16 protein-coding genes are annotated in these 15,991 nt (G+C 67.2%); 6 read left to right on the plus strand and 10 right to left on the minus strand.

The genetic code is table 11. The features are described from left to right. On the plus strand, window positions 1–864 hold an 864-nt coding region (locus ACWIQA_RS07045; protein WP_448582362.1), incomplete at its 5' end, for an isopenicillin N synthase family dioxygenase. Window positions 865–997: 133 nt separating this feature from the next. Here the strand turns inward: ACWIQA_RS07045 and ACWIQA_RS07050 are convergent. The 7 genes from ACWIQA_RS07050 to dapA form a co-directional block, all read right to left on the minus strand. After that, on the minus strand, window positions 998–1,501 hold the full coding sequence (locus ACWIQA_RS07050; protein WP_448582363.1) for a CarD family transcriptional regulator: 504 nt from the start codon (window positions 1,499–1,501) through the stop codon (window positions 998–1,000). 280 nt (window positions 1,502–1,781) lie between these two features. Then, window positions 1,782–2,819, minus strand: a complete 1,038-nt coding sequence (gene recA, locus ACWIQA_RS07055) for a recombinase RecA (protein ID WP_448582364.1) — start codon at window positions 2,817–2,819, stop codon at window positions 1,782–1,784. An 87-nt stretch (window positions 2,820–2,906) separates the two neighbouring features. After that, window positions 2,907–3,989: an ATP-binding protein gene (locus ACWIQA_RS07060; protein WP_448582365.1), complete on the minus strand. Its 1,083-nt coding sequence runs from the start codon at window positions 3,987–3,989 to the stop codon at window positions 2,907–2,909. 103 nt (window positions 3,990–4,092) lie between these two features. Then, a complete protein-coding gene (locus ACWIQA_RS07065; RefSeq protein WP_448582366.1) occupies window positions 4,093–4,743 on the minus strand; it encodes a sulfite oxidase-like oxidoreductase in 651 nt (216 codons plus the stop codon). Continuing rightward, window positions 4,740–5,285 (minus strand): DUF2062 domain-containing protein, encoded by a 546-nt coding sequence (locus ACWIQA_RS07070; protein WP_448582377.1) that lies wholly within the window; start codon window positions 5,283–5,285, stop codon window positions 4,740–4,742. The genes ACWIQA_RS07065 and ACWIQA_RS07070 overlap by 4 nt, the downstream gene beginning before the upstream one ends. Before the next feature lie 73 nt (window positions 5,286–5,358). Then, a complete protein-coding gene (smpB, locus tag ACWIQA_RS07075) occupies window positions 5,359–5,838 on the minus strand; it encodes an SsrA-binding protein SmpB (RefSeq protein ID WP_448582367.1) in 480 nt (159 codons plus the stop codon). 1 nt (window position 5,839) lies between these two features. Then, on the minus strand, window positions 5,840–6,721 hold the full coding sequence (gene dapA / locus ACWIQA_RS07080; RefSeq protein ID WP_448582368.1) for a 4-hydroxy-tetrahydrodipicolinate synthase: 882 nt from the start codon (window positions 6,719–6,721) through the stop codon (window positions 5,840–5,842). 95 nt (window positions 6,722–6,816) lie between these two features. Here dapA and ACWIQA_RS07085 point away from each other — a divergent pair, with 95 nt between their 5' ends. Continuing rightward, on the plus strand, window positions 6,817–8,826 hold the full coding sequence (locus tag ACWIQA_RS07085; RefSeq protein WP_448582369.1) for a transglycosylase SLT domain-containing protein: 2,010 nt from the start codon (window positions 6,817–6,819) through the stop codon (window positions 8,824–8,826). On the opposite strand, the gene ACWIQA_RS07090 is transcribed toward ACWIQA_RS07085, so the two are convergent. Continuing rightward, entirely contained in the window at window positions 8,821–10,332 is a 1,512-nt protein-coding gene (locus ACWIQA_RS07090; protein WP_448582370.1) for an alanine/glycine:cation symporter family protein, read from the minus strand. The two genes, ACWIQA_RS07085 and ACWIQA_RS07090, sit on opposite strands and share 6 nt — an antisense overlap. Window positions 10,333–10,485: 153 nt before the next feature. Here ACWIQA_RS07090 and ACWIQA_RS07095 point away from each other — a divergent pair, with 153 nt between their 5' ends. Genes ACWIQA_RS07095 through ACWIQA_RS07105 form a run of 3 tightly spaced genes read left to right on the plus strand, consistent with a single transcriptional unit; the run spans window position 10,486 to window position 12,915 of the window. Then, window positions 10,486–11,151 (plus strand): ATP-binding cassette domain-containing protein, encoded by a 666-nt coding sequence (locus ACWIQA_RS07095; protein ID WP_448582371.1) that lies wholly within the window; start codon window positions 10,486–10,488, stop codon window positions 11,149–11,151. Beyond that, complete coding sequence (locus ACWIQA_RS07100) at window positions 11,148–12,428, plus strand: ABC transporter permease (RefSeq protein WP_448582372.1); 1,281 nt, start codon at window positions 11,148–11,150, stop codon at window positions 12,426–12,428. The genes ACWIQA_RS07095 and ACWIQA_RS07100 overlap by 4 nt, the downstream gene beginning before the upstream one ends. A 7-nt stretch (window positions 12,429–12,435) precedes the next feature. After that, window positions 12,436–12,915 carry a DUF3299 domain-containing protein gene (locus tag ACWIQA_RS07105; protein ID WP_448582373.1) on the plus strand — a complete coding sequence of 160 codons (480 nt, stop codon included), beginning with the start codon at window positions 12,436–12,438 and terminating at the stop codon, window positions 12,913–12,915. 186 nt (window positions 12,916–13,101) lie between these two features. Here ACWIQA_RS07105 and ACWIQA_RS07110 read toward each other — a convergent pair whose 3' ends face one another. After that, window positions 13,102–13,389, minus strand: coding sequence for a protein usg (locus ACWIQA_RS07110; protein ID WP_448582374.1), 288 nt, complete (start codon window positions 13,387–13,389; stop codon window positions 13,102–13,104). 212 nt (window positions 13,390–13,601) lie between these two features. Here ACWIQA_RS07110 and ACWIQA_RS07115 point away from each other — a divergent pair, with 212 nt between their 5' ends. Further along, window positions 13,602–15,764, plus strand: coding sequence for a M3 family metallopeptidase (locus tag ACWIQA_RS07115; protein ID WP_448582375.1), 2,163 nt, complete (start codon window positions 13,602–13,604; stop codon window positions 15,762–15,764). Here the strand turns inward: ACWIQA_RS07115 and ACWIQA_RS07120 are convergent. Beyond that, window positions 15,709–15,991 (minus strand): aminotransferase class I/II-fold pyridoxal phosphate-dependent enzyme (locus ACWIQA_RS07120; RefSeq protein ID WP_448582376.1); only part of this gene is annotated, 283 nt, incomplete at its 5' end. The genes ACWIQA_RS07115 and ACWIQA_RS07120 overlap by 56 nt on opposite strands.

A 15,991-nucleotide genomic window follows, 5' to 3' on the forward strand; every position in this document is an offset into this window, starting at 1 on the left:
GGTGAAGCCGCGCGCCGGCTCGGTGAGAGCTTCACGGAAACCGGTTTTGCCATCGTCGAGGGCCATGGCATCGCACCAGAGCTCATCGCGCAAGCGCTAAGCGAGGCCCGCGCCTTCTTCGCCCGGCCAGTTGAGCGCAAGATGGCAGCCCATGTGCAAGGCCAGGGTGGTGCGCGCGGCTACACGCCCTTTGGCATCGAGACTGCAAAAGGCAGCGATCTCTTCGACCTGAAGGAATTCTACCACATCGGCCGGGAGCTGCCGGAAGGCCACCGCTACCAGCCCTTCATGCCGCCCAATGTCTGGCCAGAAGGCCAGCCAGGCTTCCGGACAAGCGCACTTGCACTGTTCGCAGCGCTTGAGGCCGCCGGCCTCAAGATCCTTCGCGCCATTGCCGTCTACCTGGGCCAGGCGCCCGACTTTTTCGATGACCCGGTGCGGGAGGGGAACAGCGTGCTGCGCTTTCTCCACTATCCGCCCGTGCCTGAGGATGCACCCAACCTGCGCGCCGGCGCGCACGAGGACATCAATGTCATCACCCTCCTGCTTGGCGCCGAGGAAGCCGGCCTCCAGCTCTTGACACGCCAGGGCGAATGGCTGGATGTGACTGCTCCGGAAGGCACGCTCGTCGTCAATGTCGGCGACATGCTGGCCCGCCAGACCGGTGGTCTTCTGCCTTCCACCACCCACCGGGTCGTCAACCCCGCGCCCGAGCGGCGCCACCTGTCGCGCTATTCCACGCCCTTCTTCCTCCATTTCCGGCCAGACTGGCGGATCGAGCCGCTGCTGCCCAACCCGGAAATGCCGCCGATCACCGCCAACGACTATCTCCTGGAACGGCTGCGCGAGATCCGCCTCATTTGAGGGCGGGCGCCAGCAGCCCACCAGAAGGCGCCGGCGGCCCGCCGGCGGGCGAAGGCGCGCGCCGGCGAACTTCGCCTGCGCGCGTTGCCCCTCTTGAACCTGCGCACCAAGGGCCGGCTTGCCGCAGGCCGCCTTAGGCGGCTTTCAGCACCTGCTCGATTTCCTTCTGCGCGGCCGGCTCGTCGATGTTCTTCATCGCAGCGAGCTCGCGCGCCAGGCGCGAGATCGCGGCCTCGTAGATCTGCCGTTCCGAGTAGCTCTGCTCGGGCTGGTCCTCGGCGCGGTGGAGATCGCGCACCACCTCAGCGATCGAGACAAGGTCGCCGGAGTTGATCTTGGCTTCATATTCCTGGGCCCGGCGCGACCACATGATGCGGCGGATGCGGGGCTTGCCCTTCAGCGTCTGGAAGGCGGTCATGAGCGTGGCTTCCGAGGAGAGCTTGCGCATCCCGACGGTCTCCACCTTGTTCACGGGAACCTTGAGGGTCATCCGTTCCTTGTCGAACCGCAGCACATAAAGCTCGAGCTTCGCGCCCGCGATCTCGCTGGTCTGGACTTCGATGACTCTCCCCACGCCATGCTTGGGATACACGACCATGTCCCCAACCTGGAACCCGAGCGACCTTGCTGCAGCCATGTTCGTCCTTTCTTCTGGAAGTGAGGCCGTCGCTGCCACCGCGCCCTCCCGGGGGAGGACTCACACGGGGTCAGCCCCGCCGCTCATGTTCCCGTTGGCGCGAACCGCGACGTCCCGATTCTGTCATTCTCCACGGTTCACCGGGCGCACCCGGTCTGGACTCCTCGACCGCCGCACCGCTCTCGCCTTGCATGCGCACAGGCGGCATCGAGGCCTGAGCTGCATATCAGAATGATGACGAAAAAGCTACCGAAGATTGGCGAAGGCCGAGAAGCCCAGCTCAGACCGCATCCTGCATTTCATCCACTGCATCCGGGCCGGCCATGAGCGCGTCTGAAACCCCTCCGGCATTGGCGCGGATTGCCGCCTCGATGCGGGCGGCAACCTCCGGGTGGTCGGCAAGATAGGCTTTGGCATTCTCGCGGCCCTGGCCGATGCGGACTGAATCGTGGGAGAACCAGGCACCGGACTTCTCAATAATACCGGCCCTGACACCAAGGTCGAGAATTTCCCCCACCTTGCTGATCCCGCTCCCGTACATGATGTCGAATTCGACCTGCCGGAACGGTGGTGCCACTTTGTTCTTGACCACCTTTACCCGCGTTGTGTTGCCAACGATCTCGTCCCTGTCCTTGATCTGGCCGGTGCGGCGAATGTCGAGCCGGACGCTGGCGTAAAATTTGAGGGCATTGCCGCCAGTCGTCGTCTCGGGGTTGCCATACATCACCCCGATCTTCATCCGCACCTGGTTGATGAAGATGACGATCGAGCGGCTGCGCGAGATCGAGCCCGTCAGTTTCCGCAAGGCCTGGCTCATCAGGCGGGCCTGCAGCCCGACATGGCTGTCCCCCATCTCGCCCTCGATCTCGGCGCGCGGCACAAGGGCTGCAACCGAGTCGACCACGAGCACATCAATGGCGTTCGAGCGCACCAGCGTATCGACGATCTCGAGCGCCTGCTCGCCCGTATCAGGCTGGGAGACGATGAGATTGTCCGTGTCAACTCCAAGCTTCTTGGCGTAGATGGGGTCGAGCGCATGCTCGGCATCGACGAACGCCGCCGTGCCGCCTGCCTTCTGGGCTTCGGCAATCACATGCAGCGCAAGCGTCGTCTTGCCCGAGCTCTCGGGCCCGTAGATCTCAACCACCCGGCCGCGCGGCAGCCCACCGATCCCGAGCGCAATGTCAAGGCCAAGCGAGCCCGTTGAGATTGCCTCGATCTCGAGCGTCTCGCGGCTGCCCAGCCGCATTGCCGAGCCCTTGCCGAATGCCCGGTCGATCTGCGCGAGCGCCGCTTCCAGCGCCTTTTCCCGTTCCATCTGCGTCCCCACCAGCGCGTCTCGACCCGGACTGCAGGCGTAACGGAACAAAGCAGGAAAGAAAAGGCCCCCGCGCAGCAAGCCTCGCTAGACGAGCGCTGCGACCGACCGCTCGAGGTCCGCCAGGCGAAAGGGCTTGGCAAGAAAGGCCACATCGAGCCCGCCGAGCGCTTCGCGGGCACTCGCGTCGGCATAGCCAGATACCAGCAGCACGGGAAGACCTGGCCGCCGGGCCCGCAGGCGGCGGGCAAGCTCAACTCCATCCACTCCTGGCATTCGCACATCGGATACAAGAGCACAGATCGCAGGGTTGGCAGCAAAGGCTGCTTCCGCCTGTGCCCCGTCTGCAACCGCAATCACGTCATAGCCAGCCTGCTCGAGGCCCCGCCGGGCACAGCTGCGCAGCAGCTCCTCGTCCTCAGCGAGCAGGAGCAGGGGCTGCCCGGAAGGCGCAGCGTGGTCAGATTCATTGCGCGCCACCGGCAGATAGATGGTAAAGCGGGCGCCGCGGCGGGGCGCATCATCGAGCAGGAGAAACCCGCCCGACTGTTTGATAAGGCCATAGGCCGTCGGCAGGCCGAGCCCAGTTCCCGCGCCCTCGCCCTTGGTGGTGAAATAGGGCTCGAAGATCCGGGCCCTGAGTGCCGGAGGGACGCCCGGGCCATCATCGGTCACCGAAAGCGCAGCATAAGCCCTTTCTGGCATGAAGCGCTTTGCATCATGGGGAAGATCGGCATGACTGACGCACGCAAGCCCGATCGTGACATGCCCCGGCTGGCTGCCGATCGCATCGCGGGCGTTGGCAACCAGGTTCATCACCACCCGCTCGAGCGCCTGCGGATCGGCATCGACGGTTGTGCCGCGCCGGCTTTGAAGCGACAGGCCAATGTGCCGGCCGAGCAGCGCCCGCAGCACGGGCTCCATCTGCGCAAGAAGGCGCGCAAGATCGATGCGCGATGGCCGCAGCTGTTCCTGGCGTGAGAAGGCAAGAAGCTTGCGGATGAGGGCCCCGGCCCGCTCCGCCTGGCTGATAATCGCCCCGAGATCCTGGGCCAGGTCGCCATCGGGTGGAACCCGTGCACTCAGAAGCTCGGCCGCCGCCAGAATCCCGCCGAGCATGGTGTTGAGATCATGGGCAAGCCCGGCAGCGAGCAAGCCGACGCCCTGCATTTGCAGCGGCTCCTGCCCGCGCAGGCCCGGCGGCAACTGGCGCCCGTTCCTCCCCTTCCCTCCGCCGCGCACCCTGGCGCTGCCTGCAACTGACGGCAGCGCTTCAGCCGTAGCGTTGCTCGGTCCAGGGGTCTCCGACATTGTGATAGCCGCGCACTTCCCAGAAGCCCGGCTTGTCAACGGCCACAATCTCGATTCGCTTAAGCCACTTCGCGCTCTTCCAGAAATAGAAGCGCGGGATGACCGCGCGCACGGGCCCGCCATGTTCGCGTGCAAGCGGCACCCCATCATGGGCATGCGCGAGAAGACAGCCATCCTCGGCAAAATGGTCGAGGCAGAGATTGGTGGTGTAGCCATCATAGCTGTGGAGGATGACATGCCTCGCCACAGGCAGCGGTTGCACGAGATCGAGGATGACGGAGGTCGCAACTCCCGTCCAGCGGTTGTCATAGCGGCTCCACTGGGTCACGCAGTGGATGTCGGACATGTCTTCTATTTGCGGCAGGGCGCGGAAACCGTCCCAGTCGAGTGTCACCGGGTTCACCACTTCCCCGTCGATCTGGAGCCGCCAGTCGGCGAGCGGCACGTGGGGCTGAACCCCAAGGTCAAGCACCGGCCAGCTTTCGACCAGCCGTTGCCCGGGCGGGAGCCGCAGGGCCTTGTCGGGATCAGGCCGCCCGGTCAAAAGCCGCCCGGCGCGCGCCCAGGCCTCTTTGGCGGCAACCAGCTTCGCCCGCCGGCCGTCGTCGCTCATGCCGGTTCGGCCGCCTGCCGCTGCCGCCGGAACAGCCGGCGCCGCTGCCACCGCCGCGCCACCCACAGCCGCCAGCCAAGCTGCCCGGCGAGATAGCCCAACCCCCCGGCCGCAATGGCAAACAGGATGAGGCCGAGATAGGTCGTCCCCACCATCTCGATCCCCTGGGTCAGCCAGCGGTCGACGGGATTGTCGGTTGCCCCCAGCACCCGGTCAGCACGAGCGCGGAAATCGAGCAGCCTGGCGCCCGCCTGGTAGGCCGCGACATAGACAACCGGAAAGGTGATGGGGTTGGTCACCAGCGTCGAGAGTGCGGCGACAGGAAGATTGGCCCGCACGCCAAAAGCAAAGGCCGCGGCAAAGGGCGTTTGGGCGATCGGGATGGCGAAGGCCGCGAACAGCCCGAGCGCAAGCCCGCGCGCCACGCCGCGGCGGTTGAATCGCCACACCAGCGGGCTTGTCAGCTTGTGGGCGAAGGGGCGAAGCCAGCGGTTCGCCTCCAGCGCCTCGCGGGTGGGCAAGTGTCTGCGCAGCCACTCCATCACGCGCCCAGATAGTCCTTCGGGAGAAGCGCGAAAAGGCCCCCCCGGGCATGGCCTATGCCGGAGCTCTGTCTCAGCCCTTGTCGCGCAGCAGGCGCGCCTTTTCGCGCGCCCAGTCGCGGTCGCGCACTGCCTCGCGCTTGTCGTGGAGCTTCTTGCCCTTCGCCAGTGCCAGCTCAACCTTGGCCCGGCCGCGATCGTTGAAATAGATGGAAAGCGGCACCAGCGTCCGCCCCTCGCGGGCAACCGCGCCATGCAGCTTCGCGATCTCGCGGGCGTGGAGCAGCAGCTTCCTCGGCCGGCGCGGCTCATGGTTGAAGCGGTTGCCATGGCTCCATTCGGGGATGTTGGCGTTGATGAGCCAGGCCTCGTCTCCCGTCACTTCGGCATAGCTTTCGGCAATCGTCGCCTGGCCAGCGCGAAGCGACTTCACTTCCGTGCCAGTGAGCACGATCCCGGCCTCGAAATGCTCCTCGAGGAAATAGTCATGGGCGGCCTTGCGGTTCTCGGCAGCCACCCGGATCTTGGTCGCAGCCGGCTTGGGGCGCGTCATCTCAGGGCGCGATCCCGGCGTGGGCAAGCGCGGCATCGACGGCCGCGCGCGAGGCCGGTCCCGGCGCGGGGACTGGCAGCCGTACATCGGGAGACATCCCCCGCACCAGCGAAAGCGCATATTTGACTGGCCCCGGCGACGGGTCTGTGAAGAGGGCCTGGTGCAGCGGCCACAGCTGGTCCTGCAGTGCAAGTGCCGTTGCGAAATCGCCGTCGAGCGCTGCCTTCACTTGCGCTGCATTCAGCCGAGGGGCGACATTGGCCGTGACCGAAATGGCGCCATGGCCACCATGGGCGATGATCCCAAGCGTCATGTAATCATTCCCGGAAAGGATGAGGAAGTCCGGGCCGCACAGGGCGCGGATCTCCGAGACTCGATTGATATCCCCCGTTGATTCCTTGACCCCGATGATGCGCGGGTGGGTGGCAAGCTCGGCCAGCGTCTCGCTCGCCATGTCGATGCCGGTCCGCCCCGGGATGTTGTAGACGAGAATCGGCAAGGCACTCGCCTCGGCAACCGCGCGGAAGTGGAGCAGAAGGCCGCGCTGGCCGGGGCGGTTGTAATAGGGGCAGACGATAAGCGCTGCATCCGCGCCTGCAGCTGCCGCCCGCTCGATATGGTGGATGGCAACTGCCGTATCGTTGGAGCCGCAGCCGGCAATCACGGGCACCCGCCCGCGCGCTGCTGCAACCGTCAGTGCCACCACCTCGTCATGCTCGGCGATAGAAAGCGTCGCCGCCTCACCCGTGGTGCCGCAGGGCACCAGCCCCGCCGAGCCCTCGGCGATCTGCCACTCGACCAGCTCGAAAAGCGCATCCTTGTCCACGCGCCCATCCCGGAACGGCGTGACAAGGGCGGGAATGGAACCAGTGATAAGCGGCATGGCAGACGTTCCGTGCACGGCCGATGAGGCCAAAGGTCCCGCAGTGGCGCAGGCAGTTCACTGCGCCTAAAGCCTCGCCCATGCTTTCGCAATGGATGCCCCACCTGCTCCCCGCCCTCGCCATCCTGCTCCCGCTCTTCCTCCCGCTTGCACCCGCTGCCGCCCAGCAGGGCGAGGAGGCCTGGCTTGCCTCCGCCTTCGCCCGCAACGATGCCGGGGCGCCCGCGCCCCCCTCCGGCGGCCCCACCCCGCTTGCGGGCGCGCTTGCCACCTGGGACTGGCTCCGCCGCCCAGCCAAAACCGCTGCAACCCGGCTGCCGCTTGCCGAGACAGCCGCCTGGCTTGCTGCCAATCCGGGCTTTCCCAACCATGGGGACATCCGCCGCCGCGCCGAAGCGCAAGCCTCTGACCCGACGCTTACGCCCGACCCCGAGGCCCGCCGCTTTTTCGCCCTCGTCCAGCCCGAGAGCACGGCCGGCCGGGCCCGCTTTGCACTCCTGCTCGCCGCCGAGCCCGAGCGCATGGCCGTTGCTCGCGACCAAGCCCGCGCCGCTTGGGTGACAACAGGCATGCCCGAACCGCTCGAGCGCGACCTGCTCGCCCGCTTCGGCGCCGTCCTGACGCAGGCCGACCACGCCCGGCGCACTGACGCCCTCCTCTGGGCCGGGCAGACCAGCGCTGCGAGCCGGATGCTGCCGCTGCTCGAGGAGGACCAGAGGGCACTCATGGCGGCAAGGATCGCGCTCCGGACTGGTGCCGCAGACGCCGAAGCACGCGCCGCCTCGGTGCCGGCAAAGTTCCGCGAGAATGCCGGCCTTGTCCATGACCGCGCGCTCTGGCTCGAGCGGAACCGCGGCCTTGCCTCCGCCGAGGCGCTGCTCGCTGCCGCCCGCGTCGACCCTTCGACCATCAGCGCACCGCGCACCTGGCTGCAGCGCCGCCTCACGCTTGCCCGAGCCGCCTGGCGCCGCGGCGAGGCTCTGCTCGCCGAGCGGATTCTCGCTGGCCACGGCTTGCCGATCGGCCCCGAGACTCGCGCCCAGCCGCTCGGCGTGCGAGTCGATCTCTCCGACACCGAGTGGCTCGCAGGCTTTCTCGCGCTCCGGGTCAACGGCCGGCCCGAGGCGGCAGTGCAGCATTTCACACGCTTCAACCAGCTGGTGCAGACTCCGATCAGCCGTGCGCGCGGCGACTATTGGCTGGGCCGGGCGGAGAAGGCCCGCGGCAACGCCGCTGCTGCGACGGCGGCCTTCACGCGTGCCGCCCAATATTTCGACAGCTTCTATGGTCAGCTCGCCGCCGAGGCGCTTGGCCGCATGCCGGCCCTGCCTGCCCTTGCGCCGCTGTCAGTCCCGGCGGAAACGCGTGCCGCTGTTGAGGCCCTCCCGCTCGCCCGCGCCCTCGTCCTCCTCGGCCGCATGGGCGACGGCGAGCGCCAGTCCCCCTTCGTGCGGGCCTTGTCGAGCGCACTCAAGAGCCCGGCCGAGCGGCGTGCGGCCGCAGAGCTGGGGCTCCGGCTCGGCCGCCCGGATCTTGCCGTCTGGCTTTGGCGCGAGGCCCGGCCACAGGGCGATCTTTCGCTGTTCGACCTCGCCTGGCCTCGGCTTCCCGCCGCCGTGCCTCAGGACAGCTACATCTATGCCCACGCCATCGCCAGGCAGGAATCGAGCTTCGACCGCTTCGCCCTGTCCTCGGCTGGCGCCCGCGGCCTTATGCAGCTGATGCCAGCAACCGCCGCCGAAGTCGCCAAGCGGCTCGGGCTTCCCTACAGCGCCGGTCGCCTGTTCTCAGACCCTGCCTACAATATCCTGCTTGGCACCGACTATCTCCGGCTGCGGCGCGAAAATCTCGGCAACTGGATGCTCGCCGCCGCCGCCTACAACGCCGGGATCGGCAATGCCCGCCGCTTCATGGCCCAGAATGGTGACCCAAGAACCTTGCCGACGACCGAGGCCGTCATCGACTGGATCGAGGCCATCCCGATCGCCGAGACTCGCTCCTATGTCCAGCGCGTAACCGAGAATGCGGTCATCTATTCGCTTCTTGAGCCTGGCCGGCCAGATGCGCGGCCTCGTGCCTCCGCCTGGCTCAAGTCGGGGTCATAGCCGGTATTTGACTGGCTTTAGCGGATATTCCGGGCCAGCGCGCCGGTCGCCCCGGGCGAGTGCGAACACAACGCTTGAAAGCGCGAGAAGTGCAACGAGGTTGGGAAGCGCCATCGCCGCATTGGCGATGTCCCCCAGGCGCCACACGAGCGTCAAATCCTGGAACGAGCCGACCCAGATGACGAGGCACCAGAGGATGCGCCAGGACAAGTGCAGCCTTCGCTCCCCTGTGGCCGAAGCTCCCGGCACCTGGTCATAGAGGAAGGTGATCGCCCGCTCGCCATAGTAGGACCAGGTGAGGAGGGTTGTGAAGACGAACAGGATGAGCGCGACCGAAGCAACAAGGGTGCCCACCGGGATGCCGGCGATCGGCAACGGGAAGGCGGCTGCAAAAGCGCCGGACGTCATGGCAAAGCCGGACAAATCAGACTGCCAGGCATGCGCCACCGTTGCCACGCTGCCGTCGGCAAGCCGGTGGGTGAACTCGCCCTCGACGGTCAGCAGCACCAGCGCCGTCATGGTGCAAATGACGATGGTGTCGATGAAGGTGCCCATCATCGCAAATCGCCCCTGTTTTTCGGGGTCGTCCGTCTTGGCGACGGCATGGGCGATGGGGGTGGAACCCTGCCCGGCCTCGTTCGAGAAGAGACCGCGCGCCACGCCAGCGCGGATAGCAAGGATGACGGCCGCCCCCAGGAAGCCGCCTGAGGCCGCCTGAGGCGCGAAGGCGCCAGCGAAGATGCGCGCGAACGTCTCGGGGACCGAGTCGATGTCGAGCAGGATGGCAAGCAGCGCCATCAGGATATAGGCGCCTGCCATCAGGGGCACGACCCGCTCGGCGACCGCCCCGATCGACTTAATCCCTCCGACGATGACGATGAACACAAGGGCAGCGACGATCGCACCACCGATCGCATCGTCGAGGCCGGTCAGGGCGTTGATCGAATCCGCGACACTGTTGGCCTGAATGCCATTACCCGTCACCAGCGCCGAAAACAGCGCCCCAATACAGAACAGGATGGCAAGCCAGCGCCAGCGGGGCCCGAGCCCCATCATGATGTAGCTCATCGGCCCGCCGCGGTAGGCGCCTTCGGGCGTCCGCTCACGATAGCGGATGGCAAGCGCCCCTTCGGCAAAGGCAAGCGCCATGCCGATGAGCGCTGTCACCCACATCCAGAAGATGGCCCCCGGCCCGCCGAGCGAAATCGCGGTTGCAACGCCCGCGAGATTGCCTGTCCCCACCTGTCCCGAAAGCGCCGTCGAAAGCGCGGCAAAGGGCGAGATCTCGCCACCCTCGCTGCTTCCCTTGCGGTCGCGCCCGATGAGGCTTGCAAAGGCCGATCCCAGCCGCCGCAACGGGTAGAAGCGCAGCCCCACCATGAAGAAGAGGCCGGTGCCGAGCAGCATGACAACCATGGGCGGAAACGGCAGCAGCTGGGCGCCGTTCCAGCTTCCACCCCAGATGAAATCGCTCACATTGACAACGCGATCGATCAAGGATTCCATGCCTGACCCCCGGCCAAACCTGAACCGGATAGGACGGATTGCCCAAAAGTCGAGAGCAGCCGCTGCCGGCACGCGCAGCCGCGCCACCTCTGTTGCCGCCGCGCAACCCGCTGCAGTTGCCACCGGCCGCGATGATACCCTATCCCCTCCGTCATGCTTCTCGACGTCGCCGATCTCGCCTTCCGCCACCCGGGCGGCGGCGGTGTCGGACCACTCAGCTTCACCCTTGCTGCTGGCGAAGCCTGTCTGCTTCTCGGGCCCTCCGGCTCGGGCAAGTCCACCCTCGTCCAGCTGATCGCAGGCCTGCTCTCGCCGCAGTCGGGCAGCATTCTCTTGGCAGGGGAACCCATGCATGCGCTCGGAGCCACAGGGCGCGACAACCTGCGCCGGCGCACGCTTGCCATTGTCTTCCAGTCGCTGCGCCTCGTCTCGGCGCTCTCCGTCCACGCCAATCTCGCCCTCGCCCGCCGGCTCGCCGGCCTGCCGGCCGATCCGGCGCGGATGGGCGCCCTCCTTGAGCGCCTCGGCATTGCCCACCTCGCCGGCCGCCTGCCGCGCGAGCTCTCACAGGGCGAAGCGCAGCGGGCAGCGCTTGCGCGCGCACTCGTGACAGAGCCCAAGCTGCTGCTGGCCGACGAGCCAACCTCTGCCCTTGATGACAGCGCCGCAGCCGCCGCGGCAATGCTCCTCCTCGACTGCGCCCGCGAGGCCGGGGCAGCGCTTCTGGTTGTGACGCATGATTCCCGCCTGAAGCCGCACTTCGCCCGCGCAATTGCGCTCGGAGCCGATGGCCGAATCGCGACGGACACGGCCATATGATGACGCTTGCGCTCGCCTATCTTCGCGACCGCGCCGGCCAGTCGCTCCTCAATGTCTTGCTTCTTGCGCTCGCCGTTGCTTCGCTGGTCGCGCTCCTCCTCGTCTCGGCCCGGGTCACCGACCGCTTCGCCCGCGATAGCGCCGGCATCGACTTGGTCGTCGGCGCCAAGGGCTCGCCGCTCCAGCTCATCCTCTCGGCCGTCTTCCACCTCGACCAGCCGACCGGAAACGTGCCGCTCGAGACGGTCGCGATGCTTCGCGCGGATCCTGGCGTTGCTCGCGCAATTCCGCTCGCGCTCGGCGACAATTTCCGCGGCTTCCGGATCGTCGGCACCGAGCCGGCCTTCCTCGACCTGCACGGGAGCCGGCTTGCCGAGGGGCGCCTGTGGAAGGAATCGATGGAAGCCGTCATCGGCGCCGAAGTGGCAAGGCGCACCGGGGCAGGGCTTGGCCAGCGCTTCCTCGGCAGCCATGGTCTTGGCGCTGATACCGATGGTGCGATGGCGCACGCCCACGCCCCCTTCACCGTCACTGGGGTCCTTGGGCCCACAGGCACCGTTGTCGACCGGCTCATCCTGACTTCGGTCGAAAGCGTCTGGGACGTCCATGGCATCGCCCACGCCGAGGCGGCCGCCGGGGATCATGCCCACGATCACGAGCACAGCCACGACCATGGCCACGACCATGGCAAACCCGCAACGCCCGCGCTCGCCGGGCGCGCCACGCTCGAACCCGAAGTCACCGCGGTCCTCGTCACCTACGCCTCGCCCGCGGCTGCCATCCGCCTGCCGGCTGCAATCAACCGCGAGACGGCACTCCAGGCCGCCGTCCCAGCGCAAGAGACAGCACGGTTCCTCGGCCTGTTTGAAGGCGCGATTGCCGGTGCCCGCGTGCTTGCCCTACTCGTCGCGGCAGCTGCTGCGCTCTCCATCTTCACGGTGCTTCTTGCAGCCGCCCGCGCCCGGGCCGGCGATCTCGCGCTCCTGCGCGTCATGGGCGCGCGGCCAGGCCAGCTCTTTGGCACCGTCATTCTGGAAGGCCTGTTGCTTGCTGCAGCCGGCGCCCTCCTTGGCCTCCTCCTCGGCCATTTCGCAGTCGAGCTCGCCGCCCGGAGCTTCCCGGCGCTCGCTGCAACTGGCGTGACCGGCCTCGCCTTCCTTCCAGGCGAAGGGCTCATCCTTGCCGGCGCCCTCCTTCTTGGCGCCATTGCCGCCGTGCTTCCCGCAGCAGCACAGTTCCGGACCGATCTTGCGACAACGCTCGCCAGGGCCCAATAGAAGCGCCATGCGCCGCTTTGTCTGGCTGCTGCTTGCCGCTGCTGCCCCCGCCTCCGCCTTCCAGGACGGCGGCAGGGCGCCCGTTGAGGATATCTGGAAGCCGGCCCCCACGCCCAAGGGCGGCATTTCCTGGCAGCTGCTCGAGTCGACGAAGGAAACGACCCGCACGGATGCCCAAGGCTATATCCGCGCCCGGCCCGTGTTCCCGGCCGCAGTCAAGGCACTCAATGGCAAGCGCGTGAAGGTCGCAGGCTGGATGCTGCCACTCGAGAACGCGGCCCGCCAGCGCCATTTCGTGCTGCTCGCCTACCCGCCCGGCTGCCCCTTCCATTTCCACGCCGGGCCCACCCAGTTCATCGAAGTGAAGGCCGACACCGCCTTCCCAGTTGACATCGAGAACGCCATTATCGTTGAAGGCGTGCTCGAGCTGACCGGCCAGGATGAGAGCGGCATTTTCTACCGGCTGAAAGCCGCCCGGCCGTCCTGACCGGGCCGGCCGATTTCACCGCGCCGCCCACCCCGGGGCAGCCGATCCTGTCGCACCGTCCACCCCTGGCCGGCCATAGGCTGCGCGCGTGGAGAAAGGCTGTAGCCCGCCAATCATCAGGGTCAGGGCGCTGTCAGGCCCCGGGCGATTGCACAGTGAGAGCCAGCCGCGCGGGCTCCAGCGGCCTCAGTGCAGGCGGATGATCCCGTCCACCAGCCGCACTTCTGCTGGCTGGAGCAGCGCGGAATGGGCAATCCTTATCTCGTGAATGGTTGCCTCCACTTCGCGCCGCCAATGGTCGAGGAAGCGGCTGAGCGCGGGAAAGCGCGGCGCCTCATCCAGCGTCTGCCACACGAACTGCTGCAGCAGCGAGGGGTGGTCGGGCATCCAGTAGGCGATTTCCGCCGTCAGCAGCCCCTGCCCCTGCCACCGCCGCACAAAGTCGGCATCCGTCCCTTTGCCAACACCCGTCATTTTCGTCTCCCGTCAATGGGTGCTCCGCTCCGCCGGACTTCGCGTCCTGTCATGCTTGCGTCATGCTCACAAACAACGGCTGTGTAGGCAAGACCCTGAATTGGTGAAGATTTGTGGCAGCACTTGACCTCCTGGAGTGCCAAGGCCTCGACACCCTTGCATCCCCTTGGCTAGACGCGCTCCATGTTCCCCAGCCGGAGAAAATTGGCCCCATGTCCCTGCGCGCATCCGTCGCAGCCCCAGCGCTTGCGCTCGCCCTCGTGCTGACCCCCGACGTAGCACTCGCCGAACCGGCCACCACGGCAACCGCGGCAGCCGCCAGCAATCCCCTGCTCGGCCAATGGACGCTTCCCTTCGGCGCTCCGCCCTATGACCGCATCCGCCCCGAACATTATCTGCCCGCCATCGAGGCCGCCATGGCGGAAACGAGGAAAGGGCTCGATGCCATCGCCAACAGCCGGGCCCGCCCCACATTCGCCAACACCATTGAGGCCATGGAGCGCGCGTCCCGCCCCTTGAGCCGCGTCACGGCCGTCTTCTTCACGGTCACAGGCGCAGACGGCACGCCCGAAATCCAGGCGATCGAAAAGCAGGTCCAGCCGATGCTCGCCCGCTTCACTTCCGAGACCTATCTCGACCAGCGGCTGTGGCAGCGCGTGAAAACCCTTCACGACCAGCGCAAGCGACTGAGGCTCACGCCCGAACAGGCCCGTCTGCTCGAAGTCACCCACCGCAATTTCATCCGCGCTGGTGCCGCACTCCGTGCTGACGAGCGCCGCCGCATAGCGCAAATCGACGAGCGGCTTTCCGCGCTTGGCGTCGAATTCGCCCAGAAGCTTGTCGCCGACCAGAAGGCCTCCGACCTCGTCCTGACCGAAGCCGAAATGGAAGGCCTCCCACCTGATGCGAAGGCCGCAGCTGCAGCCGCTGCCAAGGCCCAGGGCAAGCGAGGCTTTCTCGTTGCCTCCACGCGCTCGGATGTCGAACCTTTCCTGACCCTTGCCACCAATCGCGCTGCACGCGAGAAGGTCTGGCGCGCCTTTGTCATGCGCGGGGACAATGGCAACGCCAACGATACCAACGCCCTCATCCGCGAGATGCTGGCGCTCCGGCTCGAGCGCGCGAAGCTCCTCGGCTATGCAACCCATGCCGATTATGCGCTCGAGACCAGCATGGCGAAGACGCCGGCCGCTGCGCTCGCCCTCTCGCGGCGGGTCCTTGATGCGGGGCTCGCGCGCGCCCGCGCCGAAGAAGCTGACCTCCTGAAACTCGCGGCAGCAGATGGCCTCAACCGCATCGAGCCCTGGGACTGGCGCTTCTATGCCGAGAAGCTGAGAGCCCAGCGCTTCGCCTTCGATGAGGGCGAGCTCAAGCAATATCTCCCGCTCGAGGGCATGGTCCAGGCCCTGTGGGAGACGACCGAGCGGCTGTTCGGCCTCAAAGTGACCGAGCGCCCCGACATCCCGGGCTATGCCGAAGGCGTGCGGGTGTTCGAGGTGAAGGAGGCGGATGGCCGCCATATCGGCCTCTTCTATGCCGACTGGTTCACGCGCCCGACCAAGCGCCCTGGCGCCTGGATGAACGCCATCCGCAGCCAGGACGGAATGACCGGCACCACCCCCATCGTTGTCAACAACTGCAACTATGTGGTGCCCGCCGCCGGCCAGCCGGCGCTGCTCTCGCTCGACGATGCCGACACCCTCTTCCACGAGTTCGGCCATGCCCTCCATGGCCTGCTCTCGAACACCCGCTACCCCTCGCTCGCCGGCACGGCGGTCTACCGCGACTTCGTCGAGTTCCCGAGCCAGGTCTATGAGCACTGGGTAACGGAGCCCGAGATCCTCGCCCGCTTCGCCCGCAACGCCGCCGGGCAACCCATGCCAAAGGCGCTGCTTGACAAGGTGCTCGCCGCGCGCACGTTTAACCAGGGGTATCTCACGGTCCAGCAGCTCGCCTCGGCCATGGTCGACATGGAAATCCACCAGCTGACCGAGATCCCCGCCGACTTCGACCCGCGCGCCTTCGAAGCGCAAGTGCTGCAGAAGCTCGGCGTGCCGGAGTCGATCGGCATGCGCCACCGGCTCGCCCACTTCACCCACCTGTTCCAGGGCGGCGGCTATGCGGCCGGCTACTATGCCTATACTTGGGCTGAAGTGCTGGAGGCGGACGCCTTCGATGCCTGGAAGGAAGCCGGCGGCCCCTGGGACCGGAGCGTTGCCGACCGCTTCCGCCGCGAGATCCTGGCTGTGGGCAACAGCCGCGACCCGGCCGAGAGCTACAAGGCCTTCCGCGGTCGCATGCCGACCGCCGACGCCCTCCTCAGGAACCGCGGCCTCGCACCGGATCCGACGGCCGCGGCGTCCTCGGGGAAGTGACGAACCCGGCCAGCCGCGCCAGCCCCTCGGCAAGCCGCGCATCGTCCGCCGTCAGGCTCAGGCGCACATGGCCGCGACCGGCGGCGCCGAAGGCCGAGCCGGGCAGCACGCAAACGCGAGCCTCCTCGAGGAGGGCGCGGGCAAAGGCAAGATCATCGCCGCCGACATGGAGGAAGACGAACATCCCCCCGTCAGGCGGGGCGAGCGTGCAGCCAGGAAGGCTGCCA

The organism is Thermaurantiacus sp., assembly GCF_053487655.1.